21 protein-coding genes are annotated in these 21,400 nt (G+C 72.1%); 14 read left to right on the top strand and 7 right to left on the bottom strand.

Annotated features, from left to right (window positions below; genetic code table 11):
• Positions 1–26: 26 nt before the first annotated feature.
• Positions 27–1,184, bottom strand: coding sequence for a glutamate 5-kinase (proB, locus tag EV382_RS22320; protein WP_130404834.1), 1,158 nt, complete (start codon positions 1,182–1,184; stop codon positions 27–29).
• A gap of 13 nt (positions 1,185–1,197) precedes the next feature.
• On the opposite strand from proB, the gene EV382_RS22315 reads away from it, so the two are divergent.
• The 3 genes from EV382_RS22315 to EV382_RS22305 are packed head-to-tail and all read left to right on the top strand — an operon-like array spanning position 1,198 to position 4,454.
• Entirely contained in the window at positions 1,198–1,512 is a 315-nt protein-coding gene (locus EV382_RS22315; protein WP_130404832.1) for an MGMT family protein, read from the top strand.
• A 32-nt stretch (positions 1,513–1,544) separates the two neighbouring features.
• Complete coding sequence (locus EV382_RS22310; RefSeq protein WP_130404830.1) at positions 1,545–2,930, top strand: MFS transporter; 1,386 nt, start codon at positions 1,545–1,547, stop codon at positions 2,928–2,930.
• Between the two features lie 27 nt (positions 2,931–2,957).
• Positions 2,958–4,454, top strand: coding sequence for a pyridoxal phosphate-dependent decarboxylase family protein (locus EV382_RS22305; RefSeq protein ID WP_130404828.1), 1,497 nt, complete (start codon positions 2,958–2,960; stop codon positions 4,452–4,454).
• A gap of 59 nt (positions 4,455–4,513) precedes the next feature.
• Here the strand turns inward: EV382_RS22305 and EV382_RS22300 are convergent, their stop codons facing one another.
• Entirely contained in the window at positions 4,514–5,719 is a 1,206-nt protein-coding gene (locus EV382_RS22300) for a hypothetical protein (RefSeq protein ID WP_130404826.1), read from the bottom strand.
• Positions 5,712–6,278 (bottom strand): SigE family RNA polymerase sigma factor, encoded by a 567-nt coding sequence (locus tag EV382_RS22295; RefSeq protein ID WP_208758471.1) that lies wholly within the window; start codon positions 6,276–6,278, stop codon positions 5,712–5,714. The genes EV382_RS22300 and EV382_RS22295 overlap by 8 nt, the downstream gene beginning before the upstream one ends.
• 209 nt (positions 6,279–6,487) lie before the next feature.
• Between EV382_RS22295 and EV382_RS22290 the strand changes: the two genes are divergently transcribed.
• Entirely contained in the window at positions 6,488–7,069 is a 582-nt protein-coding gene (locus EV382_RS22290) for an NADH-quinone oxidoreductase subunit B (protein ID WP_130404824.1), read from the top strand.
• Positions 7,070–7,123: 54 nt separating this feature from the next.
• Here the strand turns inward: EV382_RS22290 and EV382_RS22285 are convergent, their stop codons facing one another.
• Positions 7,124–8,050 (bottom strand): hypothetical protein, encoded by a 927-nt coding sequence (locus EV382_RS22285; protein WP_130404822.1) that lies wholly within the window; start codon positions 8,048–8,050, stop codon positions 7,124–7,126.
• 177 nt (positions 8,051–8,227) lie between these two features.
• Between EV382_RS22285 and EV382_RS22280 the strand changes: the two genes are divergently transcribed.
• A complete protein-coding gene (locus EV382_RS22280; RefSeq protein WP_130404820.1) occupies positions 8,228–9,544 on the top strand; it encodes a DUF2252 domain-containing protein in 1,317 nt (438 codons plus the stop codon).
• A gap of 16 nt (positions 9,545–9,560) precedes the next feature.
• Here the strand turns inward: EV382_RS22280 and EV382_RS22275 are convergent, their stop codons facing one another.
• Entirely contained in the window at positions 9,561–10,607 is a 1,047-nt protein-coding gene (locus tag EV382_RS22275) for a glucose 1-dehydrogenase (RefSeq protein ID WP_130404818.1), read from the bottom strand.
• Between the two features lie 105 nt (positions 10,608–10,712).
• On the opposite strand from EV382_RS22275, the gene EV382_RS22270 reads away from it, so the two are divergent.
• Positions 10,713–11,456 carry an NADH-quinone oxidoreductase subunit C gene (locus tag EV382_RS22270; RefSeq protein ID WP_130404816.1) on the top strand — a complete coding sequence of 248 codons (744 nt, stop codon included), beginning with the start codon at positions 10,713–10,715 and terminating at the stop codon, positions 11,454–11,456.
• Positions 11,456–12,418 (top strand): complex I subunit 1/NuoH family protein, encoded by a 963-nt coding sequence (locus EV382_RS22265; protein ID WP_130404814.1) that lies wholly within the window; start codon positions 11,456–11,458, stop codon positions 12,416–12,418. The genes EV382_RS22270 and EV382_RS22265 overlap by 1 nt, the downstream gene beginning before the upstream one ends.
• A gap of 216 nt (positions 12,419–12,634) precedes the next feature.
• Here the strand turns inward: EV382_RS22265 and EV382_RS22260 are convergent, their stop codons facing one another.
• Positions 12,635–13,654 carry a glutathione S-transferase family protein gene (locus tag EV382_RS22260; protein ID WP_130404812.1) on the bottom strand — a complete coding sequence of 340 codons (1,020 nt, stop codon included), beginning with the start codon at positions 13,652–13,654 and terminating at the stop codon, positions 12,635–12,637.
• 81 nt (positions 13,655–13,735) lie between these two features.
• Here EV382_RS22260 and EV382_RS22255 point away from each other — a divergent pair, with 81 nt between their 5' ends.
• Entirely contained in the window at positions 13,736–14,164 is a 429-nt protein-coding gene (locus EV382_RS22255; RefSeq protein WP_130404810.1) for an ester cyclase, read from the top strand.
• On the opposite strand, the gene EV382_RS22250 is transcribed toward EV382_RS22255, so the two are convergent.
• Complete coding sequence (locus EV382_RS22250) at positions 14,145–14,720, bottom strand: Uma2 family endonuclease (protein WP_130404808.1); 576 nt, start codon at positions 14,718–14,720, stop codon at positions 14,145–14,147. The genes EV382_RS22255 and EV382_RS22250 overlap by 20 nt on opposite strands.
• A 103-nt stretch (positions 14,721–14,823) precedes the next feature.
• Here EV382_RS22250 and EV382_RS22245 point away from each other — a divergent pair, with 103 nt between their 5' ends.
• Genes EV382_RS22245 through EV382_RS22220 form a run of 6 tightly spaced genes read left to right on the top strand, consistent with a single transcriptional unit; the run spans position 14,824 to position 21,341 of the window.
• Positions 14,824–15,420, top strand: a complete 597-nt coding sequence (locus EV382_RS22245; protein WP_425271920.1) for a NuoI/complex I 23 kDa subunit family protein — start codon at positions 14,824–14,826, stop codon at positions 15,418–15,420.
• Positions 15,421–15,445: 25 nt separating this feature from the next.
• The gene (locus tag EV382_RS22240; protein ID WP_130404804.1) at positions 15,446–16,006 is read left to right on the top strand and encodes an NADH-quinone oxidoreductase subunit J family protein; all 561 of its coding nucleotides are present in this window, start codon (positions 15,446–15,448) and stop codon (positions 16,004–16,006) included.
• Positions 16,003–16,365 (top strand): NADH-quinone oxidoreductase subunit NuoK, encoded by a 363-nt coding sequence (gene nuoK / locus EV382_RS22235; RefSeq protein WP_130404802.1) that lies wholly within the window; start codon positions 16,003–16,005, stop codon positions 16,363–16,365. Before EV382_RS22240 ends, nuoK begins: the two co-directional genes overlap by 4 nt.
• Positions 16,362–18,293, top strand: coding sequence for an NADH-quinone oxidoreductase subunit 5 family protein (locus EV382_RS22230; protein WP_130404800.1), 1,932 nt, complete (start codon positions 16,362–16,364; stop codon positions 18,291–18,293). Before nuoK ends, EV382_RS22230 begins: the two co-directional genes overlap by 4 nt.
• A 55-nt stretch (positions 18,294–18,348) precedes the next feature.
• Positions 18,349–19,857, top strand: a complete 1,509-nt coding sequence (locus tag EV382_RS22225; protein WP_130404797.1) for a complex I subunit 4 family protein — start codon at positions 18,349–18,351, stop codon at positions 19,855–19,857.
• On the top strand, positions 19,854–21,341 hold the full coding sequence (locus tag EV382_RS22220; RefSeq protein WP_130404795.1) for an NADH-quinone oxidoreductase subunit N: 1,488 nt from the start codon (positions 19,854–19,856) through the stop codon (positions 21,339–21,341). The genes EV382_RS22225 and EV382_RS22220 overlap by 4 nt, the downstream gene beginning before the upstream one ends.
• Positions 21,342–21,400: the final 59 nt, after the last annotated feature.

Raw genomic sequence — 21,400 nt, 5'->3', positions numbered from 1 at the left:
CTCGGGAAGGTCGGAAGGTCCTCGGTTCACAGCAGCACCAGGTCGTCGCGGTGGACGACCTCTCGTTCGTACGCCGGGCCGAGCGCCGCGGCGAGTTCGGAGGTGGAACGGCCGAGCAGCCCGGGTAGCTCCACCGCGTCGTAGTTGACCAGCCCTCGGGCGACCGACGCGCCGGCGGTGTCCACCAGGTCCACCGGGTCGCCCGCCGTGAACGTGCCGTCCACCGCGGTGATGCCGGCCGGGAGCAGCGACTTGCGCCGCCCCACGACGGCGGCGACCGCGCCCGGGTCGAGGTGCAGCCGCCCCCGGGGCGAGGTGGCGTGGGCCAGCCAGAACAGCCGGGCCGTCGGGCGTTGCCGCTGGGGGTGGAAGAGCGTGCCGACCGGTTCGCCGGCCAGCGCCGGAGCGGCCAGGTCGGCGGAGGTGAGCACCACCGGGATGCCGAAACCGGTGGCGATCCGGGCGGCCTCGACCTTGGTCACCATGCCGCCGGTGCCGACGCCGGACCGACCGGCCCCGCCGATGGTGATGCCGGCGAGGTCCGTGTCGTCGCGAACCTCCGGGATGCGGGTCGACTGCGGGTTGGTGGGGTCGCCGGTCCAGAGCGCGTCCACGTCGGAGAGGAGCACCAGCAGGTCGGCGTGGACCAGTGCGGCCACCAGGGCGGCCAGCCGGTCGTTGTCGCCGAACCGGATCTCCTGGGTGGCCACCGTGTCGTTCTCGTTGACGATCGGCACCGCCCGCAGGTCGAGCAGCTTGCGCAGCGTCCGGTACGCGTTGCGGTAGTGCGCCCGCCGGGTCACGTCGTCGACGGTGAGCAGCACCTGCCCGACGGTGCGGCCGTGCCGGGCGAAGCTGGCCGCGTACCGGCCGATCAGCAGCCCCTGCCCGACGCTGGCGGCGGCCTGCTGGGTGGCCAGGTCGCGCGGGCGTCGGGACAGCCCGAGCGGGGCGAGCCCGGCGGCGATGGCGCCGGAGGACACCAGCACCACCTCGCGTCCTTCGGCGGTGAGCCGACCGAGGGTGTCGACAAGCGTGTCGACGCGCTCGTCGGCCAGCCCGCCGCTGGCGGTGGTCAACGAGGAGGATCCGATCTTGACGACGACCCGCCGGGCCGTCGTGACTGCGTCGCGCACCCGACCATTCTGCGTGGTCGCCGCCGCGCCGCCCGGCGGCGTTCCCATATGGTGGCGGATTGTGACTCCTGACGAGTACGTCGAGGCGGTGCTCGACCTGGTCGAGCGGATCCCGGAGGGCCGGGTCATGTCGTACGGCGGGGTGGCCGACGCGCTGTCCGAGCGCTCAGGGCGTGCCTCGGCCCGGCTGGTCGGCAGCATCATGGCCCGGCACGGCGGTTCGGTGCCCTGGCATCGGGTGGTGACCGCGAGCGGACGGCTGCCGCCGGGGCACGAGCGGGAGGCGCGGGCCCGCCTGCGCTCCGAGGGGGTGCCGCTGCGCGGCGAGGGTGTGGACATCGCGGCGGCGGGTTGGTCGCCTGATGAGGGGATGTGACCAACGTCCTAACGTGAGTAACATTCGGCCCCATGACATCGCCGCCGGGCACCGGCTCGTCAGCCACCGGCTCGCTGCCCCGCTCGGTGCACGCCGGTTACGCGCTCGGATCACTGGCCACCGGTGCCTTCGGCACCGTGCCCGGTCTGCTGCTGTTGCCGTACCTGACCGACACCCTGGGCGTGGCCGCCGGGCTGGCCGCCCTGCTGGTGCTGCTGCCCAAGGCCTGGGACGTGCTGGTGAACCCGGTCGCGGGGCGGATCTCCGACCGCACCCGGTCGCGGTGGGGCGCCCGCCGCCCGTACCTGCTCATCGCCGGCCTCGCGCTCGCCGTCCTGTTCGCGTCGATCTTCGCCGCGCCCTTCGGTAACAGTCCGACCGCCGCGGCATACGTGGCGTTCGCCTTCCTCGCCACCGCCACCGCGTTCGCCTTCTTCCAGGTGCCGTACGTGGCGATGCCGGCGGAGCTGACCAGCGACTACGCCGAACGCACCCGGTTGATGACCTGGCGGATCGCGGTGCTGGCGTTGGCCATCCTGGTGTCCGGCGCGGTCGCGCCGCTGGTGGTGAGCGCCGGTGGCGACGGCGTGGTCGGGCACCGCTGGATGGGCCTGTTCGTGGCGGTGCTGATCGCCCTCGGAGCGCTCGGCGCGTTCCTGGGCACCCGGTCCGCGCCGACCGGCACGGTGGGCGAGAGCGAGCCGACCCTGCGCGCCCAACTCGCCGTGGCCGGCGCCAACCGCCCGTTCCGGGCCCTGCTGATCTGCTTCGTGGTGCAGTCCGCCGGGGTGGCGACGATCCTGGCCGGGGTCAACTACTTCGCGGGGCAGATCCTGCGCGACGACAAGAGCGGGCCGACCCTGCTCTTCGTCTGCTTCGTGGGGCCGGCGCTGCTGGTGATGCCGATCTGGACCCGGGCCGGTTCCCGGCTGGGCAAGCGGACCGCGCTGGTCGTCGCCTCACTGATCCTCGCCGTCGGCGCGTTCGCCCTGATCGCGGCGCCGGTGCTGCCGCCGGTAGCCGTCTACCTGGTGGTCGCGCTGATCGGGGTGGGGTACGCCGGGCAGCAGGTCTTCGCGCTGGCCATGCTGCCGGACTGCATCGCGCACGAGACGGCGCGCACCGGTCGACGGCAGGCGGGCGTCTTCACCGGGTTGTGGACCGCCGGGGAGACCTTCGGCCTGGCGCTCGGCCCCGGCATCTACGGGCTGGTGCTCCAACTCTCCGGCTACGTCTCATCGGACACCGGCTCGGCAGCCGCCCAGTCCGACACGGCAAGGCTAGGCGTCCTCCTGGGCTTCACGCTGATCCCAGCCCTGCTGATAGCCCCGCCCATCCTGCTTCTCCGCCACTACACCCTCACGGCCCACACCGACCTGGTCGATCATGGAGTTGTGGTGGGGGATGAACGCCGTTAACCGTCACGAGAAGGGCACCACAACTCCATGATCGACGAGAACAGGGTTGAGGTCGGGGCGCTTTCCGCGGGTGTTCCCGCCGAGGTTGCGCTCTCCGAGGTTCGGCAGCTGCGCGGCGCGGACCGGCCCACCCACGGGGGACGGCTCTTCGCGTACGTCTACGACCCGGCCGTGCCGGGGCTGGACGAGCTGGCCGCCGCCGCCCACCGGGAGAGCGCGCACGTCAACGGGCTGGACCCGACCGCGTTCCCGTCCCTGCTGGCCATGGAGAACGCGCTGGTCGCCGCCGCCGGTCGGGTGCTCGGTGCCGGCCCGGGCAGCACCGCCCCGGACGTCGTCGGCAGCGTCACCAGTGGCGGCACCGAGTCACTGATCCTCGCCGTCAAGACGGCCCGGGACGCCCACCCGGAGATCACGGCACCCCGCATCGTGGTGCCGTCGAGCGCGCACGCCGCATTCGCCAAGGCGGCCCACTACCTGCGGGTGGCGCTGGACGTCGTGCCGGTCTCCCCGGACACGCTGCGCCCCGACCCGGCCGCGATGGCCGCCGCGATCCGCCCGGAGACGGTGCTGGTCGCCTGCTCCGCGCCGTCGTACGCGCACGGGGTGGTGGACCCGGTCACGCAGATCGCGGCCGCCGCGGCCGAGGCCGGCGTGCGCTGCCATGTGGACGCCTGCTTCGGCGGCTGGACCCTGCCGTACCTGCGGCGCCTCGGGGAGCCGGTGCCGCCGTTCGACTTCTCGGTGCCCGGGGTCACCTCCATCTCGGTCGACCTGCACAAGTACGCGTACGCGCCGAAGGGGGTGTCGGTGCTGCTGCACCGCGACGCCGCGAGACGCGCCCCGCAGTACTTCGCGTACGCCGACTGGCCCGGCTACACGATGATCAACCCGGTGATCGCGTCGACCCGCTCGGGTGGCCCGATCGCCGCCGCGTACGCCACCGTGCGGCACCTCGGCGACGACGGTTACCTGCGGCTCGCCGACGTCACCAGGGGCGCGGTCGCCGGGCTGGCCGACGCCGTCCGTGCCGTCGACGGGCTGCGGCTGATGGCCGAGCCGGAGTCGACAGTGGTCTGCTTCACCGCCACGGAGGGCGGCCCCGACCTGTTCGTCCTGATCGACGAGCTGACCGCGCGCGGCTGGCACACCCAACCCCAGCTGTCGTACGCCGGCCTGCCCGCCAGCGTGCACCTCACGGTGACCGCCGCGGTCGCGCCCCGGGTGGCCGAGTTCGGGCCGGACCTCACCGAGGCGGTGGCCGCGGCCATGGCCGCCGGCCCGGTGCGGCTGCCCGCCGAGCTGACGGCCCTGGTCGGCGCACTGACCCCCGAGGCGCTGACCCCGGACCTGGTCGTCGGCCTGGCCGCCGGGCTGGGTCTGGGTGGCGGGGCGGAGTCGCCAGCGGGTCCGCTGCCGGAGCGGATGGCGGTGGTGAACACGCTGCTCGACGCCGCGCCACCCGCGCTGCGCGAGCGGTTGCTGGTGGAATTCGTCAGCCTGCTCCAGCGGCCCACCTGGTGACCGGCTGACAGTGCGGCGCTGGGCCGGCCATCCGCCGATGGCCGGCCCGGTCAGCAGCGTCAGGAGACCACCCGCAGTTTCACGTGGTTGTCCTTGGAGGTCAGGTCCTTCCAGAACCGACCGTCCTCGTCGAAATGTACGAGTCGTGGGCTGGAGTCGGCCACCGTGGATGGGTTGACGAGGAAGCGGAACCGGTACGTGTGGCGTTCCCCGGCCCGCAACCCGGGCACGAGGCAGTCGGCCCCGGACCCGTCGCTGTGCCAGGGCGTGCACGCCGACCAGTCGCCACCATCCGGCGTCCCGATCAGCTTCAGCTCGCCGAAGCCGACCCGCGCCACGTCCACCGGCCCTTTGTTGGTCACCGTCAGGGTCAGGGTGCCCGGACGTCGACCGCCTGTTCCGGCTGGCCCCAGGACGAGATCACCCCCGGTCAGCACCAGGTCGGTCAGGCGGGTGTCCGGGCCGAACGCCGTCGGGCCGGCGCTCTGCGGGAACCGGTCCCCGTCCCAGCGGTACGTCCGCCACTGCGCCCGGGCCCAGTAGCTCGGCGTCGAGCAGCAGGGTTGAAGGTCCGCCACCTGTGCCCGTACCCGTCCGCCGTCGGTGACGGCGAAGTCGGTGATGTCCTCGACCCGGTCTCCGGTCCCGACGACACGACCCATGGTCACGATCGCGCCGTTCCCGTCGCGGTCGAAGGCGACGAGCTGTTTTGCCAGGGCCTCACCGAACCGGCAGGCGACCAGGGCCACCGTCTCGGAGGCGCCGTCGCCGTCCAGGTCGGTGTGCCGCAGCTCCAGGTCGGCCAGGATGGACACGTAGTCGGTGGACGACGGAGGGCGCAACCGTACGTCCGAGGTGAGGCAGGTCTCCGGCATGCCGGAGGGCCAGGCGGGCAGGTCGACGCGGGCGGCCAGCAGTTGTGCCCGGCTGATCCGGCCGTCCGGCGCGGCCGGGCTCGTACTCGTGGTGGTACTGGGTGTGAGCGGGGCGGACGGTGTCGGTGCGGGCGCGCTCGTCGGCGGTGTGATCGGCTCGCCGGTCTGCGCCGGCGGCGGCACCGACCCGTCACCGCGCAGGGCGGCGTTGGCGACGATCGGGGCGACCGCCAGGGCAACCGCCGCCACGGCCACCGCCACGGCCGTCGTCCGGCGACGCCGACGAAGGGTACGCCGGGCCTGGGCAGGTCCCGGACCGGCGATCTGGGGGAGCGTCTCGGCCCGGTACGCGGCGAAGCGATCCCGGAGCCGCTGGTCGATGTCAGACATTGCCGATCCCCTCGATGCTCTCGTCGAGCAGTACCGCCAGTGCCGCCCGGCCACGGTGCAGCCAGGACTTGACAGTGCCCTCGGCCACCCCCTCCTGACTCGCGATCTCGTTCACCGGAAGGTCGGCGAGGTAGTGCAGGATGACGGCCCGCCGGTGGTTGGCGGGCAGCTGGGCCAGCGCGGCGTCGATCGCCACCCGATCGGGCGTCGGGCCGGCAATCATGGCCTCGGTCCGGCGCTGTCGAAGCAGGTGGTTGCGCGCGGTCCGGAGCCGTCGCCAACGGCTCCGGGCGAGGTTCCAGGCGACCTGACGGACCCAGGCGACCGGGTCGTCGTACCGGGCCAGCCGGTCCCACCGGGCCAGGGCCCGGCAGAACGCCTCCTGCGCGAGGTCCTGAGCCTGCGAAAGGTCACCCGTGTAGGCGGCCAGTTGGCCGGTCACGTTGCGAAAGTGCGCGTGGTAGAAGTCATCGAAGCTCACCGCCGCGCTGTGCTCGCCCGCCACTGCGGCAATCGCCCCCGGCGGCTCGTTGGCACGGGCTCCTGTCGTCACCGTCACTGCCCCTCCCCGTTCGCGTCGGGCCGGTACCCGAGGCCGTCGTACCACTCGCCGCCGGTGGTGGCCGTCCGGTGGCGGATCAGCTCCCGTGGTCCCCGTTGTCGGCGGCCCTGCTCGCGCGCCCTGCCAGTTAGAAGTCCTCAACGGGCCTCGGGGTTGCAGCCGGACGCTGTGGTTGACTGTCGGGTGGGGGACAGGAAGGGGCGGTCGTGCAGCTACCGGCAGTGCTCGGTGAGCCGATCCGGTTCGTGCTGAACTGGGGGCGTCGCTACTCGCTCTGGGTGTTCAACTTCGGGCTGGCCTGCTGCGCGATCGAGTTCATCGCCACCAGCATGGGTCGGCACGACTTCATCCGGCTCGGGGTGATCCCGTTCGCGCACGGCCCCCGGCAGGCGGACCTGATGGTGGTCTCCGGCACGGTGACCGACAAGATGGCCCCGGCGATCAAGCGCCTCTACGACCAGATGCCCGAGCCGAAGTACGTCATCTCGTTCGGCGCCTGCTCCAACTGCGGCGGCCCCTACTGGGATTCGTACTCGGTGACCAAGGGCGTCGACCAGATCATTCCGGTCGACGTGTACGTGCCCGGCTGCCCGCCCAGGCCGGAGGCGCTGCTGCACGGCATCCTGCGCCTGCAGGAGAAGATCGCCGCCGAGCAGTCCGGCATCGGGGGTGTGCCGCAGCGGGACGTGCTCGCCGCGCCGCTGGACGCCCCGCCCCGTGAGGCTGCCGCGCCACGCTCGGTCGACTCGCTCACCGCCCCACCGGTACGCCCACCCGCCGCGAGCTGAGGACGACCGGCCGCCACCCGGAGCTGGTCCAGGCGGCGGCCGGCCCTCGGCAGGTCAGCTGGCCGGTAGGGCCAGGCTGAAGGTGACCGTGTTGTCGCTCGGGTCGACGTCCGGCACCGTCTCGTTCCAGTAGTGGGTGGCCAGTTCCACGGTGATCTGGGTCGACTCGTCCGCCGGGTCGGTTGGCCGGCTGATGAACAGCGCCACGTCGCGCTCCTCACCCGGCATCAGCAGCCCGCCCGGCACGAATGCCTGTGGGCCGTACACCGGGCCGTCGTGGGGATCGGTGAAGAGGATCATCGACCCGGCGGGCAGCTGAGTGGCGGTCAGCGAGTTGCCGAGCTGCCGGGCGTCACCCGCGTACCGGACCCGGAGCGGCACCCGTCGGGTGTTCTCGGGGCCGTCGGTAACCGGCCCGATCACCTCGACGGACGCGTTCGCCTGGGTGTCCTGCACGTACGTCTGCGGGCGGGCCAGCTTGCCGTCCAGGGAGCGGAACTGGGCGCTGAACGGCACGGTGCCCAGCGATCCGGTTTCGTACGAGTAGGCGGTGACCAGGCCGCCCGCCGCGATCATCGGGTAGCTCCGGGGGGTGGTCAGGACCTGGAATTCGACGGTTGCCCGGCGGGACTCACCCGGGGCCAGGTCGCTGCCCCGCGGCAGGGCGCAGGTGCGGACCAACAGCCCCTCCTCCACGCCGTCCGACTCGCAGCGTGACTCCACACCCCCGGAGAAGGAGGCCGCCACCGCCTCCCGGATTCGGAAGTAGAAGCCCTGCGTACTGTCGCTGTTGTTGGTGATGGTCACCCGGAGGCTGCCCCGGTAGCCGCGTTCGGTTGGTTCGAGCACCAGCCGGCTCAGCGAGAAGGTGGGAGCGTCGGCCGAGGCTGACGGTGCGGCAGCGGCCGGTCCGGCCCAGCCGATCGTCGCGGTCAGGCCGAGCAGTGCGGCGGTGAGCAGGGTCCCCGTTTTTCGGTACATGTATCTGGTCCTCCAAGGTTGACGCCCGGCGAGGGAACCTGCCGCCGCCCGTGGCGACGACAGAATCGACGGACGTAACCGAAAAATCCGGCCCCCGCGCCGTGACCCAGACAGCATCATCGATAGACGGATCGCTCGCCACCCCGTTTATGGACGCCCGGCGCTAGCCTGCGCACTATGAGCAGCTCAGCTGATCAACGGTCCGCCCACATCGTCGACGTGCTCACCGAGGAGTTCGGCGCGTCGATGGCGGTCGACCCGGCCGCCTTCCGCCGCAAGTTCCGCAAGATGGCGGCTTCTCCGTTCGCCTTCTACCGGGGCAGCGCCGCGCTGTTCTACGCCGACCAGCGCGGCGACTTCGCCGACGACCGGTTCCTGAACGAGCAGACCAGCCGGGTGTGGATCCACGGTGACCTGCACGCGGAGAACTTCGGCACCTACATGAACGCCTCCGGGCAGTTGGTGTTCAACGTCAACGACTTCGACGAGGCGTACGTCGGGCCGTTCACCTGGGACCTGCGTCGGCTCGCGGCCAGCGTGGCGCTGCTCGGTTACGGCAAGGCGCTCTCCGACACGGCGATCGGTGAGCTGGTGGCCGGGTTCGCCCGGTCGTACCTGACCGAGCTGCGGGCGATCGCCGCCGGTGGCGACGACGCGATCGGTTCGATCACCCTGGACAACGCCGACGGGGTGCTGCGCCGGGTGCTCCAGCGGGCCCGACTCAACACCCGCGTCGACCTGCTCGCCGCGCAGACCACCATCGACAACTACGAGCGACGTTTCTCCATCGTTGACGGGGTCTTCGAGGTCGACGACGCCACCCGCGACCTGGTCAGCGCCGCCTTCCAGGACTACCTGGGCACGCTGCCGACCACCTCGACGCAGCTCCGCCCGGTGGCGGCGCGGATCAAGGACGTGGTGCTGCGCAAGGGGGTGGGCATCGGGTCGGCCGGGCTGCCGTCGTACAACCTGCTGCTGGAGGGGCACACCCAGGCGTTGGAGAACGACGTCGTCATCTACATGAAGCAGGCGCAGGTGCCGGCCGTGGCGCGGTACGTCACCGACGAGTCGGTCCGTGGCTACTTCCAGCACCAGGGGCACCGGACCGCCGAGTCGCAGCGCGCGTTGCAGGCGCACGCCGACCCGTGGCTGGGCTTCACCGAGCTGAACGGGGCCGGTCAGCTCGTCGCCGAGGTCTCCCCGTACGCCGCCGACCTGGACTGGTCGGACGTGAACGAGCCGGAGGAGCTGACCGGGGTTCTCGTTGACCTGGGCCGGGCGGTGGCCCGGATGCACTCGGTCGCCGACGACGAATCCAGCCACGACCTGGTGGACTACTCCACCGAGGAGGCGATCGTCACGGCGGTGGACACCGACGAGTCGGGCTTCGTGACCCACCTGGTGGATTTCGCGCACGCGTACGGGGTGCGCGCCCGCCAGGACCATCAGCTCTTCGTCGACCTGTTCCGCAACGGCCGGCTGCCGGGTATCTGACCGGGCGCGGGGTCACTCAGGACGCGAACTCCAGCACCACCTTGATGTCGTCCACGCCGGGGGTGTACGCGTCGGCGTACCGGTTCACCGGGACGCGCCGGCTGATCAGTGACTCGAGCCAGACCTGGTCGGCGCGGGCGAGCGCCTGCGCGGCCAGGTCCCAGTGCCGCCGGTTGGCGTTCACCGAGCCGAACACCACGTTGTTCTCCAGCACCAGCGCCCGGTTGAGCGCCCCGGCGTCGAAGTCGATGGTCCGGCCGCCGCTGGACACCCCGGCCAGGCAGACGATCCCGGTCGGGGCCGCCTTGCACATGACGTCGAGGACCACAGTGGGCGCGCCGGTGCACTCGATCACCACGTCCGGGTCGAACGGCAGGTCGTTGACCGGCACCGCGTGGTAGGTGGCGCCGAGCCCGGCGACCAGCTCCGGTTTCGGCCCGTCGGTGGCCAGGTCCAGCACGTGGACGATGAGCCCGCGCTGGGTGCCGAGCAACGCGGCCAGCAGCCCGATCGGGCCGGCCCCGGTCACCAGTACGGTCTGCGGCTGCCATTCGGCTCGGTGGCCGATCCGCTCGATGTGGTCCCAGGCCTTCGCCACCACACTGGTCGGTTCCAACAGAACGCCGACCTGGGCCAGCATCGGGTCGAGGGCGATCGCGAACTGCGGCTCGATGCGCCAGCGGTCGCGGGCGAACCCGGGTAGCGCCTTGATGCCGTGCTCGGTGTACTGACCGTTGCGGCACATGTCCCACTCGCCGACGGCGCAGTTCGGGCAGGGCACCGGGTCCGGGTGTCGGACGACCCCGGCCACCAGGGCACCGGGTTGCAGGGTGCCGCTCGAATCCTCGATCACCCGGCCCAACGACTCGTGCCCGATGATCAGGCGGTCCGCGCCCGGCGGCGCCTCGCCGTACTCCCCGGCGATGATCTCGTGGTCGGTGCCGCAGATCCCGACCGCCAGCGCCTCGACCAGGACAGCACCTTCCTCGGCAGCCGGCTCGGGCTGGTCCTCAATGAGGCTCAGCGAGTTGGCGACCCCGGGTCTCACCGTCACAGCGCGCACGCCCTCATCTTTCCCCGCCGAAGCGCGCGCCGTGCGCAAAGCCGGTAGATCGTCGGGGATCGGCGGCGGCCAGGTGTGGGCCCGGTCGGCACTAGGATCAGCGGCATGACTCCCGAAGAGGTCGGCGCTCGACTGGTCGCGCTGCTCGCGCCGGTCGCGGCGACCCCGTCGGTCTCCGGCGGGCAACGGTTCGCCCGGGCCACCGTCGATGTGCCGCCGACGAGTTGGCTGACCGCGGTCTCCGCCGCCCGTGACGACGCCGAGCTGGCCTGCGACTTCTTCGACTGGCTCTCCGCCGTCGACGAGTTGGCCGAGGGCTTCGACGTGGTGGCGCACCTCTGGTCGACGCGACTGCGCCACGGCGTGCTGCTGCGTACCCGGGTGCCGCGCGACGCGCCGACGGTCGCCTCGGTGGTCGACGTCTACCCCGGTGCCGCCTGGCACGAGCGGGAGACGTACGAGATGTTCGGCATCGACTTCGCCGGCCACGAGGAGCTGCTGCCCCTGCTGCTGCCCCCGGAGTTCGAGGGCCACCCGCTGCGTAAGGAGTTCGTGCTCGCGTCCCGGGTGGCCAAGCCCTGGCCGGGTGCGAAGGAGCCGGGCGAGTCCGAGGCCGGCGGTGGGCGTCGACCGATCCGCCCGCCGGGGGTTCCCGCTCCGGGCGAGTGGGGGCCCACCCCCACCCCGGCTGGCGCTGGTGGCGTGGGGGAGGGCCCGCGTGGCGGCACCCCGGCCAGGCCGGCCCGCACCGACCGGTCCGCGCGCGGCGCGGCCGCACCTGGCGTCGAGCCGACCGCGGACCCGCCGGGCCGCGACGACCGGAGCGACCACGACGGGGGTACGGCCTGATGCCGCTCTGGGTGGAGCTGGTGCTCCGGATCGGCGGCGTGGTGGTCGCGTTCCTCACCCTGCCGTTGCTCGTCGGTCAGGCCGAGCACAAGGTGATGGCGCACATGCAGGGCCGGCTCGGCCCGATGTACGCGGGCGGTTTCCACGGCTGGGCGCAGCTCGTGGCCGACGGGGTCAAGTTCGTGCAGAAGGAGGACATCACGCCGCGCGAGGCGGACCGGGCGGTGTTCCGGCTGGCACCGGCAGTGGCCCTGGTGCCCTACCTGCTGGTGCTGCTGGTGATTCCGCTGGGCCCGAACGACCTGGTGGGGCAACCGTTGGACATCGGCCTGTTCTTCGTGCTGGCCGTGGTCGGCGTCGGGGTGGTGGCGGTGCTGATGTCGGCGTGGGCGTCGGCCAACAAGTACAGCCTGCTCGGTGGGTTACGCGGGGCCGCCCAGCTGCTCGGTTACGAGCTGCCGCTGGTGCTGGCCGCTGCGTCGGTGGCGATGGCGGCCGGCACGCTCAGCCTGTCGGGCATCGTCGAGGCGTGGCAGCCGTGGTGGCTGCTCTGGCAGGCACCCGCGATGATCGTCTTCTTCGTCGCCGGGCTGGCCGAGATCCGTCGGCCGCCGTTCGACATGCCGGTGGCCGACTCGGAGCTGGTCTTCGGCTACATGACCGAATACACCGGTCTGCGGTTCGCGTTCTTCCTGCTCGCCGAGTACGTCGGCATCGTGGTGATCGCCGCGCTGACGACGGTGCTGTTCCTGGGCGGTTGGCAGGGCCCGTTCGCCGATGACCAGTTGGGCTGGCTCTGGACGCTGCTCAAGATCTTTGCGGTGTCCTTCGTGATCATCTGGCTCCGGGTGTCCTACCCCCGGCTCCGCGAGGACCAGCTTCAACGACTCTGCTGGCTGGTACTGGTCCCCGCCTCCCTGGCCCAACTGGTCCTCACCGCAGCCGTCCGCCTAGCCCTCTAAACCCCCAAACCAACCCCGCCCGGCCCCGCCCCCGCCCGCCCCGCCCCGCCCCACCGCGCCGCACCCGCCCCACCGCGTCGATCATGGAGTTGTGGTGGGTGACAAATCGCCTGAGCGGCCCCAATCCGGGCACCACAACTCCATGATCGACGAGGGTCAGGACGACGAGGGTCAGGATGCGGGGGTCAGGACGACGGGGTCAGGAGCCAGGGCCGCTCAGCGCAGCGGGGTGTGTGCGGGGTTGACCGGCTCGGCTGGGGATGGGGGTGGGGTGCCGTCGCCGAAGGGGCGACCGCCGAGCGTTTCCCGGCCGTGCGGGATGAGCCAGTTGGACAGGTCGGGGCCGAGCGGAACGATCCCGGTCGGGTTGATGTCGCGATGCACCTCGTAGTAGTGCCGCTTGATGTGGTCGAAGTCGATGGTGTCGCCGAAACCGGGAGTCTGGAACAGGTCCCGCGCGTACGCCCACAGCACCGGCATCTCGCTCAGCTTCTGCCGGTTGCACTTGAAGTGGCCGTGGTAGACCGGGTCGAAACGGACCAGCGTGGTGAACAGTCGCACGTCGGCCTCGGTGATGGTGTCGCCGACCAGGTAACGCTGGTCGGTCAACCGCTCGGTGAGCCAGTCCAGCCGGTTGAAGAGCTGGTGGTACGCCTTGTCGTACGCCTCCTGGCTGCCCGCGAACCCGCACCGGTAGACGCCGTTGTTGACGTCCCGGAACACCACGGCGTTGACCTCGTCGATCTGCTCCCGCAGGTGCTCGGGGTAGAGCTGCGGGGCACCTTCGCGGTGGTAGGCCCGCCACTGCGTGGACAGGTCCAGGCTCATCTGCGCGTAGTCGTTGGTGACCACCTGCCCGGTCGGCACGTCCACGATCGCCGGCACCGTGATGCCGCGCTCGTAGCCGGGGAAGCGCTTGAAGTACGCCTCCTGGATGCGTTCGATGCCGAGCACCGGGTCCCGGCCGTCGGGGTCGAGGTCGAAGGTCCAGCTCCGGGCGTCGTGGGTCGGGCCGGCCACCGCCATCGAGATGGCGTCCTCCAGACCGAGCAACCGCCGTACGATGATCAGTCGGTTGGCCCACGGGCAGGCCCGGCTGACCGCCAACCGGTACCGGCCCGGTTCGACGGGGTATCCGTCGCGCCCGTCCTCGGTGATCCGAGTGGCGATGTACCGCTGGTCGCGGGTGAACTCGCCGCCCGGCTCGACGTACTTGCCGCCCTTTTCCTCGCCCACGTCGCCCTCCCGGTCTGATCAGTCTCTCTACCCAATCCTTGCGGATCTACGGCGCTCCGTGGTCCCGGATACCCTGCCGGGATGACGGATGTGGAGGCGGCGGCCCGGCGGTTCATCGCCGATGTGTGGAACGCCCGCCAGGAGGAGTCGGTGTACGAGCTGGTCGCCGGGGAGTGCCCGGGGCTGGGCGGCACCGGGCCGGAGGCGACGCTGGCCTGGCATCGGGAGCGCCGGGCGGCCTTCCCGGACCTGCGTTACAAGATCGTCGACGTGGTCGCGGCCGGCGAGCGGGTGGCCGTGCACTGGCGGGCGGCCGGCACCCACGTCGGGCAGTTCGGGCCGGTGCCGCCGACCGGGCAGGTGGTCAGCTACTCGGGGGCGACGTTCCTGCGTTTCGACCCGACGGGCCGGATCGTCGAGGTGTGGAGCTGCAACGAGCTGTTCCAGTTGCTGCAACAGCTCGGCGTCGAGATGCTCCCACCGACCGTCGTCAGCGGACCCGGGGCGTGATCCGGCTGATCGGCAGGTTGATCGGGAAGGGCTCGCCGGTGTCGACGAACTTCGTCCACCGCCCGGTCTCGGTGTAGACCTCGTTCACCGCGTCGATCCGGTAGGTCACGACCTCCAACTCGCCACCCTCGGTCTCGATCCGCCAGTAGTAGGGGATGCCCGCCTGGGCGTACAGCGCCGGCTTCAACACCCGGTCGATCGAACGGGTGTTGGGCGAGACGATCTCGACGGCGACGACCACCTCGTGCGGCTCGTACTTCGACGGCTCGCGGGCCGCCGCGGCGGCCGTGGTGATCAGTACGTCGGGGATGAAGGAGCGGGTGCGGTTGATCCGCACCTCGACCGCCTGGGTCACGTCGTAACCGTCGGGGCACTCCTCGTCGAGCGCGGCCATGAGTCGGCCCGCGATGCTCTGGTGGGTACGGGTGGGGGAGGGGGACATCAGCAGCACTCCATCGAGCAGTTCCCGGCGGCGGCCATCCTCGGGCAGCGCATCCAGATCGTCAGTCGTCCACTCGCTCTCGGGCGGGTAGTCGCTCTGCAGCGCGGCGGTCATGGCAGGTCCTTCCAGGTGCGTCGTTCTCCCCACGACCACCGTACCGCCCTGGACCTGTGGGTGGTGGTCGCGCGCGCCGTGGCCACAGGGCAGGATGGTCGGCATGAGCGACCCCAGCGAGCGCGGTGACACCAGCGAACGCGGCCTTCCCGGCGCGGGCCTGGTGAAGGGGTTGGCGGTCACCCTCAAGACGATGACCAGCCGCTCGACCACCCAGCAGTACCCGGACGTGGCCCCCGACCTGCCGCCCCGCTCGCGCGGCGTGATCGCGCTGTCCGAGGAGAACTGCACGGTCTGCATGCTCTGCGCGCGGGAATGTCCGGACTGGTGCATCTACATCGACTCGCACAAGGAGGAGGTGGCGGTGCCCGGTGCCGCCCGCCCCCGCCAACGCAACGTGCTCGACAAGTTCGACATCGACTTCTCGCTCTGCATGTACTGCGGCATCTGCATCGAGGTCTGCCCGTTCGACGCGCTCTACTGGTCACCTGAGTTCGAGTACGCCGAGTACGACATCAAGGACCTGCTGCACGACAAGGACCACCTCGGTCAGTGGATGGCGACCGTTCCGCCGCCGCCCGCGCACGACCCGAACGGCGAGCCGGCCAAGGAGGAGACGTCCGCCGCGCGCAAGGCGGCCGCCGCCCGTCCGGCAGTTCCATCGGTACGCCCCGACACCGACCAGGGGTCCGCGTCGTGACCGGCCGAGCCGCGGAGGCGGCCCGGTGACCGGGGCGGATGTGCTGCTGCTCGCCCTCGGCGCGGTGGCGGTCGGTGCCGGTGTGCTGGTGGTGACCACGAAACACCTGGTCCGGGCCGGGCTCTACCTGGTGGTGTGCCTGGGTGCGTTGGCCGGTGACTTCCTGGTGCTCAGCGCCGAGTTGGTGGCCTGGGTGCAGGTGCTGATCTATGTGGGCGCGGTGGTGGTCCTGCTGCTGTTCGCGGTGATGCTGACCCGCGCACCGATCGGCGCCTCCGACGACCTGGACCGGCCCGGTTGGCCGGCCGCCCTGATCGGCGGGGGCGCCGGGCTGGGGCTGACCGTCCTGCTGATCGACGCGTACCGCTGGAGCACCGTCACCCTGCCGCGGGCCGGCACGGCCGAGCGGCTGGGCGAGCAGATCTTCCAATCCTGGGTGCTGCCGTTCGAGGTGCTCTCCGTGCTGCTGCTCTCCGCCCTGGTGGGCGCGATCGTGCTGTCCCGGCCGGACATCGGCCGAGCCGCCGCGCAACGCGACGACACCGCAGCCAACCTGGTCGACAGCGAGCCCGGGGGGCGCCGGTGAGGCCGGTCATCCCGTACGTCACCGCCGCGCTGCTGTTCGGTCTCGGCGTGTACGGCGTGCTGCGTCGCCGCAACGCGGTGCTGGTGCTGATGTCTGTCGAGTTGATGCTCAACGCGGTCAACCTGATCCTGGTCACCGCGGACACCACCGCCCGCGCCGTGCTCCCGCACTCGGGGCAGGTCTTCGCGTTGTTCGTCATTGTCCTCGCCGCCGCCGAGATCGGGGTGGGGTTGGCGATCGTCCTTCAGCTCTACCGGTTGCGGGCGACAGTGGCGGTGGACGACGTGCCACTGACCGAGCCGACGCAGACCGTCGACGGGCGCGAGCCGGCCGTCCTGGACGTGGAGGCCGGCCGGTGACCGGGCTGCTCGGGGCGCTGCTGCCCGCCGTACCGCTGGTCGCCGGGCTGCTCGGTCTGCTGCTGCCAGCGGCCTCCCGGCGCGAGAACGCGACCGGCGGTGACCGGGCCCGAACGGCCGCCGTGACGCTCGGCGTCACCGGTGCGGCCGGGGCGCTGGCGTTGGCCGTCGCGCTGCTGCTCACCGTCGACCGGCCGACGGAGACGTCGAGCACCTGGGTCGACTTCGGCGGCCTGGCGGTGACTCTCGGGGTACGCCTGGATGGCGCCGCCGCGCTGGTCGCGGTCGCGGTCACCGCGGTCGCCCTGGCCGTGCAGGTCTACTCGATCGGCTACCTGCGGCGCGGTCCCCACGACGACGTCGACGTGGACCACCGCTACCCGCCGTACGCCGCCCAGATCAGCCTCTTCACCGGTGCCATGCTGCTGGTGGTGGTCGCCGGTGACCTGATCATGCTGTTGGTCGGCTGGGAGGTGATGGGCCTCTGCTCGTACCTGCTCATCGCCCACGACCGCCGACTGGCTGGCGCTCCCGCCGCCGCCATGAAGGCGTTCCTGGTGACCCGGGTCGGTGACGTCGGGTTCCTGCTCGGCATCGCGCTGCTGGGTGTGTCCACGGGCAGCTTCCGGATCGCCGACGTGCTCGCCCACGACCATTCCACCGCGACGCTGACCGCCGCCGGCCTGCTGCTGCTCGCCGGTGTGGCCGGCAAGAGCGCCCAGTTCCCGCTGCACACCTGGCTGCCGGACGCGATGGCCGGCCCGACCCCGATCTCCGCGCTGATCCACGCCGCGACGATGGTCGCCGCCGGGGTGTACGCCGTGGCCCGGCTCTACCCGCTGTTCACGGCCGCGCCGGTGACGTTGACCGTGCTGGGGGTGCTCGGCGCGGTCACGCTGCTGCTCGGCGCGCTCGCCGCCACCGCCCAGGACGACATCAAACGGGTGTTGGCCTGGTCGACCGTGTCCCAGTTGGGCTACATGACCGGCGCGCTGGCGGTCGGCTCACCGTCGGCCGCCCTGTTCCACCTGCTCACCCACGCCGCCTTCAAGGCGCTGCTGTTCCTCGCCGCCGGCGCGGTGATCCACGCGGTCGGCACCACCCTGATGTCGGAGATGGGCGGGCTGCGGCGCAGCATGCCGGTGACGTTCTGGTGCACGGTGGTGGGTCTGGGCGCGCTGGCCGGGGTGCCGCCGTTGGCCGGTTTCTGGAGCAAGGACGGCGTACTGACGGTCGCCGAGTCGGCCGCGCTGGAGGGCACCGGCCCGGCGCCGTCCTGGGTGGGTTGGCTCGTCTGGATCGCCGGGCTGGTCGGCGTGGCGGTCACCGCCTGGTACGCCGGTCGGCTGCTGCTGCGCGCCTTCTTCGGCGCTCCGCGCCTGCCGCTGGTCCGGCCGCACGACCCGCCGGCGGTGCTGCGCTGGCCGGTGTTGCTGCTGGCCGTGCCGGCCGCGCTGCTCGGTCTGGCCGGGTTCGTCGGGGCGTTCGCCGACCGTCTGCGGTTCCCCACCGTCCCGGTGGCGGGTTCCGAGGACGGCCTGGTCCACCTGGGGTCGGGGGTGCTTCTGCCACTCGCGTTCCTGCTGCTCGGCGCCGGGCTGGTGACCCTGGGGTGGCGGCGCGACCAGGCCGCCGATCCGGCGGCCGCGCTGGGTCCGCTGCGGCCGGTCTTCGCCCGCGCGTTCCGGCTCGACGACGTCCAGCACACCCTTGTGGTACGCCCCGTCCGCGCGCTGGCCCGCGCCGCGCGCGCCGGCGACGAGGTGGTGGTCGACGGTGTGGTCGAGGGCAGCGGGCGAGCCGCGTCCGGTCTGGGGGCCGGGTTGGCCACGCTGCACCGCGCGGCGCTGCCCCGAGCCGCCGCCGGCGTCCTGGCCGGCGCGCTGCTGATCGGGTTGGCCGCCGCCCTGTTTGGAGTTGGTCAATGAGCGCGAGGAGTGAGCCGGGTTTGCGAGCCCCGCAGTCGCGAACAGAGGCGAGTACATGACGGTTGGGCAGGGGTTGCTGGTTGCGGTGCTGGCGTTGCCAGCGCTGGGCGCGGTCGCGGTGGCGGCGACGCCCCGGGACCGGGCGGCCCGGCTGGTCGGCACTGTCGCGGCGGCGTTGACCCTGCTGGCCGCGGTGCCGCTGGTGTTCGGCGGTCGAGGCTGGGTCGCCTGGTCGGCCGGCGCGCCGGCGGTGCGCCCGTGGCACCACCTGGACCTGCCCTGGGTGCCCGGTCTGGAGTTGCGTTTCCACCTCGGCGTCGATGGCATCTCCTGGCCGCTGGTGGTGTTGACCGCGCTGCTCACGCTGCTCTGCTGCGCGTACACGATGTGGCGGGTCCCGGACGGCGGCAGCGGCCGGGCCCTTGTCGCGCTGCTCCTGGTGGTCGAGGTGGGCATCCTGGGCACCTTCCTCGCCCTGGATCTGGTGCTGTTCTTCCTCTTCTTCGAGGTCGTCCTGCTGCCGATGTACGCGATCATCGCCGGCTGGGGCGGCGCGGAGCGGCGTCGGGCGGCCCGCAAGTTCGCCCTCTACACGCTGTTCGGGTCGGTGCTGCTGCTGGTCGGCGTGTACGTGGTGGTCGCCGCCGCCGGCACCGCCGACCTGGTGACGTTGACCGGTGGCGCGGGGATGTCCCGGGGCACCCAGTTGGCCGCGTTCACAGTGCTCGCGGTGGCGTTCGCGGTGAAGAGCCCGCTGTGGCCGCTGCACTCCTGGCTGCCCGACGCGCACACGCAGGCGCCCACGGTGGGCAGTGTGGTGCTGGCCGGTGTGCTGCTCAAGATGGGCACGTACGGCTTGATCCGGGTCGCGGTGGGGGTGGCGCCGGAGGGTGCCCGTTGGGCGGCGCCGGTGCTCGGCGTGCTGGCCGTCGCCGCGATCCTGATCGGGTCGCTGGTCTGCCTGGCCCAGTCGGACGTGAAGCGGCTGATCGCGTACTCCAGCGTGGGGCACATGGGCTTCGTGCTGCTGGGCGTCGCCACGCTGACCGCCACCGGCATCCAGGCGGCGCTGATCGGCAACGTCGCGCACGGTGTGATCACCGGCCTGCTGTTCTTCCTGGCCGGGGCGGTGAAGGACCGGACCGGCACGGGCAGCCTCGCCGAGTTGTCCGGGCTGCGGGAGACCGCGCCCCGGTTGGCGGGTCTGCTGGCGTTCGCGGCGATCGCGTCGCTGGGCCTGCCCGGGTTGGCCGGCTTCTGGGGCGAGGCGTTCGCGGTGATCGCCGCCGTGCAGGTGGGCGGCCCGCTCTGGATCACCCTCGGGGTGTTGGCGGCGGTCGGCGGAGCGCTCACCGCCGCGTACTTCCTGCGGTTGCTGCGCCAGGTGACCCACAACCGGCCCAGCCCCGCCGTCGGGCAGGTCGGCCCCGGCCTGGCCGGTGCGGAGTTGACCGCCTGGGTGCCGCTGGTGCTGCTCGCGTTGGCCATCGGGCTGGCACCGACGTTGGTCCTCGGCGTCGCTGAGGCTCCCGTCGACGCCCTGATCGGGGTGGTCAAACCATGAACGTCGTGCAGAGCGTGGACAGCGTGGCGCTGCTGCCGGCCTACCTGGCCGCCGGCACCGCCGTGCTCGTCCTCATCACCGATCTGGTCGTGGCCAGGCCCCGGGCCACGATCGCGGTGGCCGCGCTCGGCGCGCTCGGCACCGCCGTCGGTTCCGCGCTGGTCGGGGTGGGTGCGCAGCGGCGGACGTTCTGCGTGGGCGCCGACTGCTCCTGGGTCTTCGGCGGTCGCGCGGCCCTGGTCGGCGTGGTGGTCGCGCTGCTCACCCTGGGCGTGCTCGGGCTGTCGGTGCCGGCGCTGCGGGCCGGGCGGTCACCGGTCGGCGAGTACGCCTTCCTGCTGGCCTGCTCGATGACCGGTGGCGTGGTGCTCGGCGCGGCCGGCGACCTGATCACGCTGATCGTCGCCCTGGAGACGCTGACCCTGCCGCTGTACGTGCTGGTCGGGCTGCGCCGGGGGAGCCTGGCGAGCGCCGAGGCGGCGTTGACCTTCTTCGTGGTCAGCGTGGTGGCGACCACGTTGACCCTGCTCGGCGCGGCGCTGCTCTACGCGGTCACCGGTGGGCTGCACCTGGACCGGCTCGGCGTGTTGCTCGCCGAGCAGCCGGAGTTGCGGGAGCTGCCGCTGACGACCGCGGCGGTGGTGGTGCTGCTGGTCGGGTTGGCGTTCAAGGTGGCGGCGGTGCCGTTCCACGCCTGGGCCCCGGCCACCTACGACGGCGCGCCGCTGCCGGTGGCCGCGTACCTGTCGACCGCGTCGAAGCTGGGCGGCCTGGTCGCCCTGCTCGCCGTGGTGCAGCGGGCGCTGCCGGCGGACCAGACCGGTCCGGTGCTCGCTCTGCTCGCCGTGCTCACCATGACCGTCGGCAACCTGGTCGCCCTGCGTCAGCGGCGGACCGTCCGGTTGCTCGCCTGGTCGTCCGTCGCGCAGGCCGGGTACATCCTCGCTCCCCTGGGGGCGTTGGCGCTGACCGCCGGACGCACCGACGAGGCACGGTCCGCCGCGTACGCGGCTGCCGTTGCGTACGCCGTCTTCTTCGTGGTGTTGGAGTTGGCCGCCTTCGCCGGAGTGACGGCCCTGCGCCCGGCCGGGGCGGACGGCGGCACGGTGGACGACCTGCGCGGGGCGGCCCGCCGGCACCCGTGGCGGGCCGCGGCGCTCGGTCTGGCGCTGGTGGGCCTGGCTGGTCTGCCGCCGGGGCTGGCCGGCCTGTTCGCGAAGGTGACAGTGGTCCGGGCGCTCCTGGACGGTGGCGCCGCCTGGCTGGCGCTGGTGGTGGCGCTGAACGCCGTGATCGGGCTCGCCTACTACCTGCGGGTGACCGCCGCGCTCTGGACGCCGACACCCCTCGCCGTCGGCAATGGGGGCGGCGCTGCGGCCGTACCCCTGGGGGGTGTGGTGGCGGTGGTGCTGGCGGTGGCGACGGTCGTCGCCCTGGTGCTCGGCGTCGCGCCGCAGGTGGTGCTCGACCTGGCCGGTCGCTGAAGCGGTCTCAGTCAACTCACAGCGTTGTAACGGATGGTTGGCGGGTACCGGGTTGTTAC

It is taken from the genome of Micromonospora violae (genome assembly GCF_004217135.1).
GTDB lineage: Bacteria > Actinomycetota > Actinomycetes > Mycobacteriales > Micromonosporaceae > Micromonospora > Micromonospora violae.
This window is presented reverse-complemented; position numbering and strand designations above follow the sequence as displayed.

Coding starts and splice junctions, on each gene's coding strand:
- proB (WP_130404834.1), bottom strand. CDS start 1,184: ATGGGAACGCCGCCGGGCGGCGCGGCGGCGACCACGCAGAATGGTCGG.
- EV382_RS22310 (WP_130404830.1), top strand. CDS start 1,545: ATGACATCGCCGCCGGGCACCGGCTCGTCAGCCACCGGCTCGCTGCCC.
- EV382_RS22305 (WP_130404828.1), top strand. CDS start 2,958: ATGATCGACGAGAACAGGGTTGAGGTCGGGGCGCTTTCCGCGGGTGTT.
- EV382_RS22300 (WP_130404826.1), bottom strand. CDS start 5,719: ATGTCTGACATCGACCAGCGGCTCCGGGATCGCTTCGCCGCGTACCGG.
- EV382_RS22285 (WP_130404822.1), bottom strand. CDS start 8,050: ATGTACCGAAAAACGGGGACCCTGCTCACCGCCGCACTGCTCGGCCTG.
- EV382_RS22280 (WP_130404820.1), top strand. CDS start 8,228: ATGAGCAGCTCAGCTGATCAACGGTCCGCCCACATCGTCGACGTGCTC.
- EV382_RS22270 (WP_130404816.1), top strand. CDS start 10,713: ATGACTCCCGAAGAGGTCGGCGCTCGACTGGTCGCGCTGCTCGCGCCG.
- EV382_RS22265 (WP_130404814.1), top strand. CDS start 11,456: ATGCCGCTCTGGGTGGAGCTGGTGCTCCGGATCGGCGGCGTGGTGGTC.
- EV382_RS22255 (WP_130404810.1), top strand. CDS start 13,736: ATGACGGATGTGGAGGCGGCGGCCCGGCGGTTCATCGCCGATGTGTGG.
- EV382_RS22250 (WP_130404808.1), bottom strand. CDS start 14,720: ATGACCGCCGCGCTGCAGAGCGACTACCCGCCCGAGAGCGAGTGGACG.
- EV382_RS22245 (WP_425271920.1), top strand. CDS start 14,824: ATGAGCGACCCCAGCGAGCGCGGTGACACCAGCGAACGCGGCCTTCCC.
- EV382_RS22225 (WP_130404797.1), top strand. CDS start 18,349: ATGACGGTTGGGCAGGGGTTGCTGGTTGCGGTGCTGGCGTTGCCAGCG.
- EV382_RS22220 (WP_130404795.1), top strand. CDS start 19,854: ATGAACGTCGTGCAGAGCGTGGACAGCGTGGCGCTGCTGCCGGCCTAC.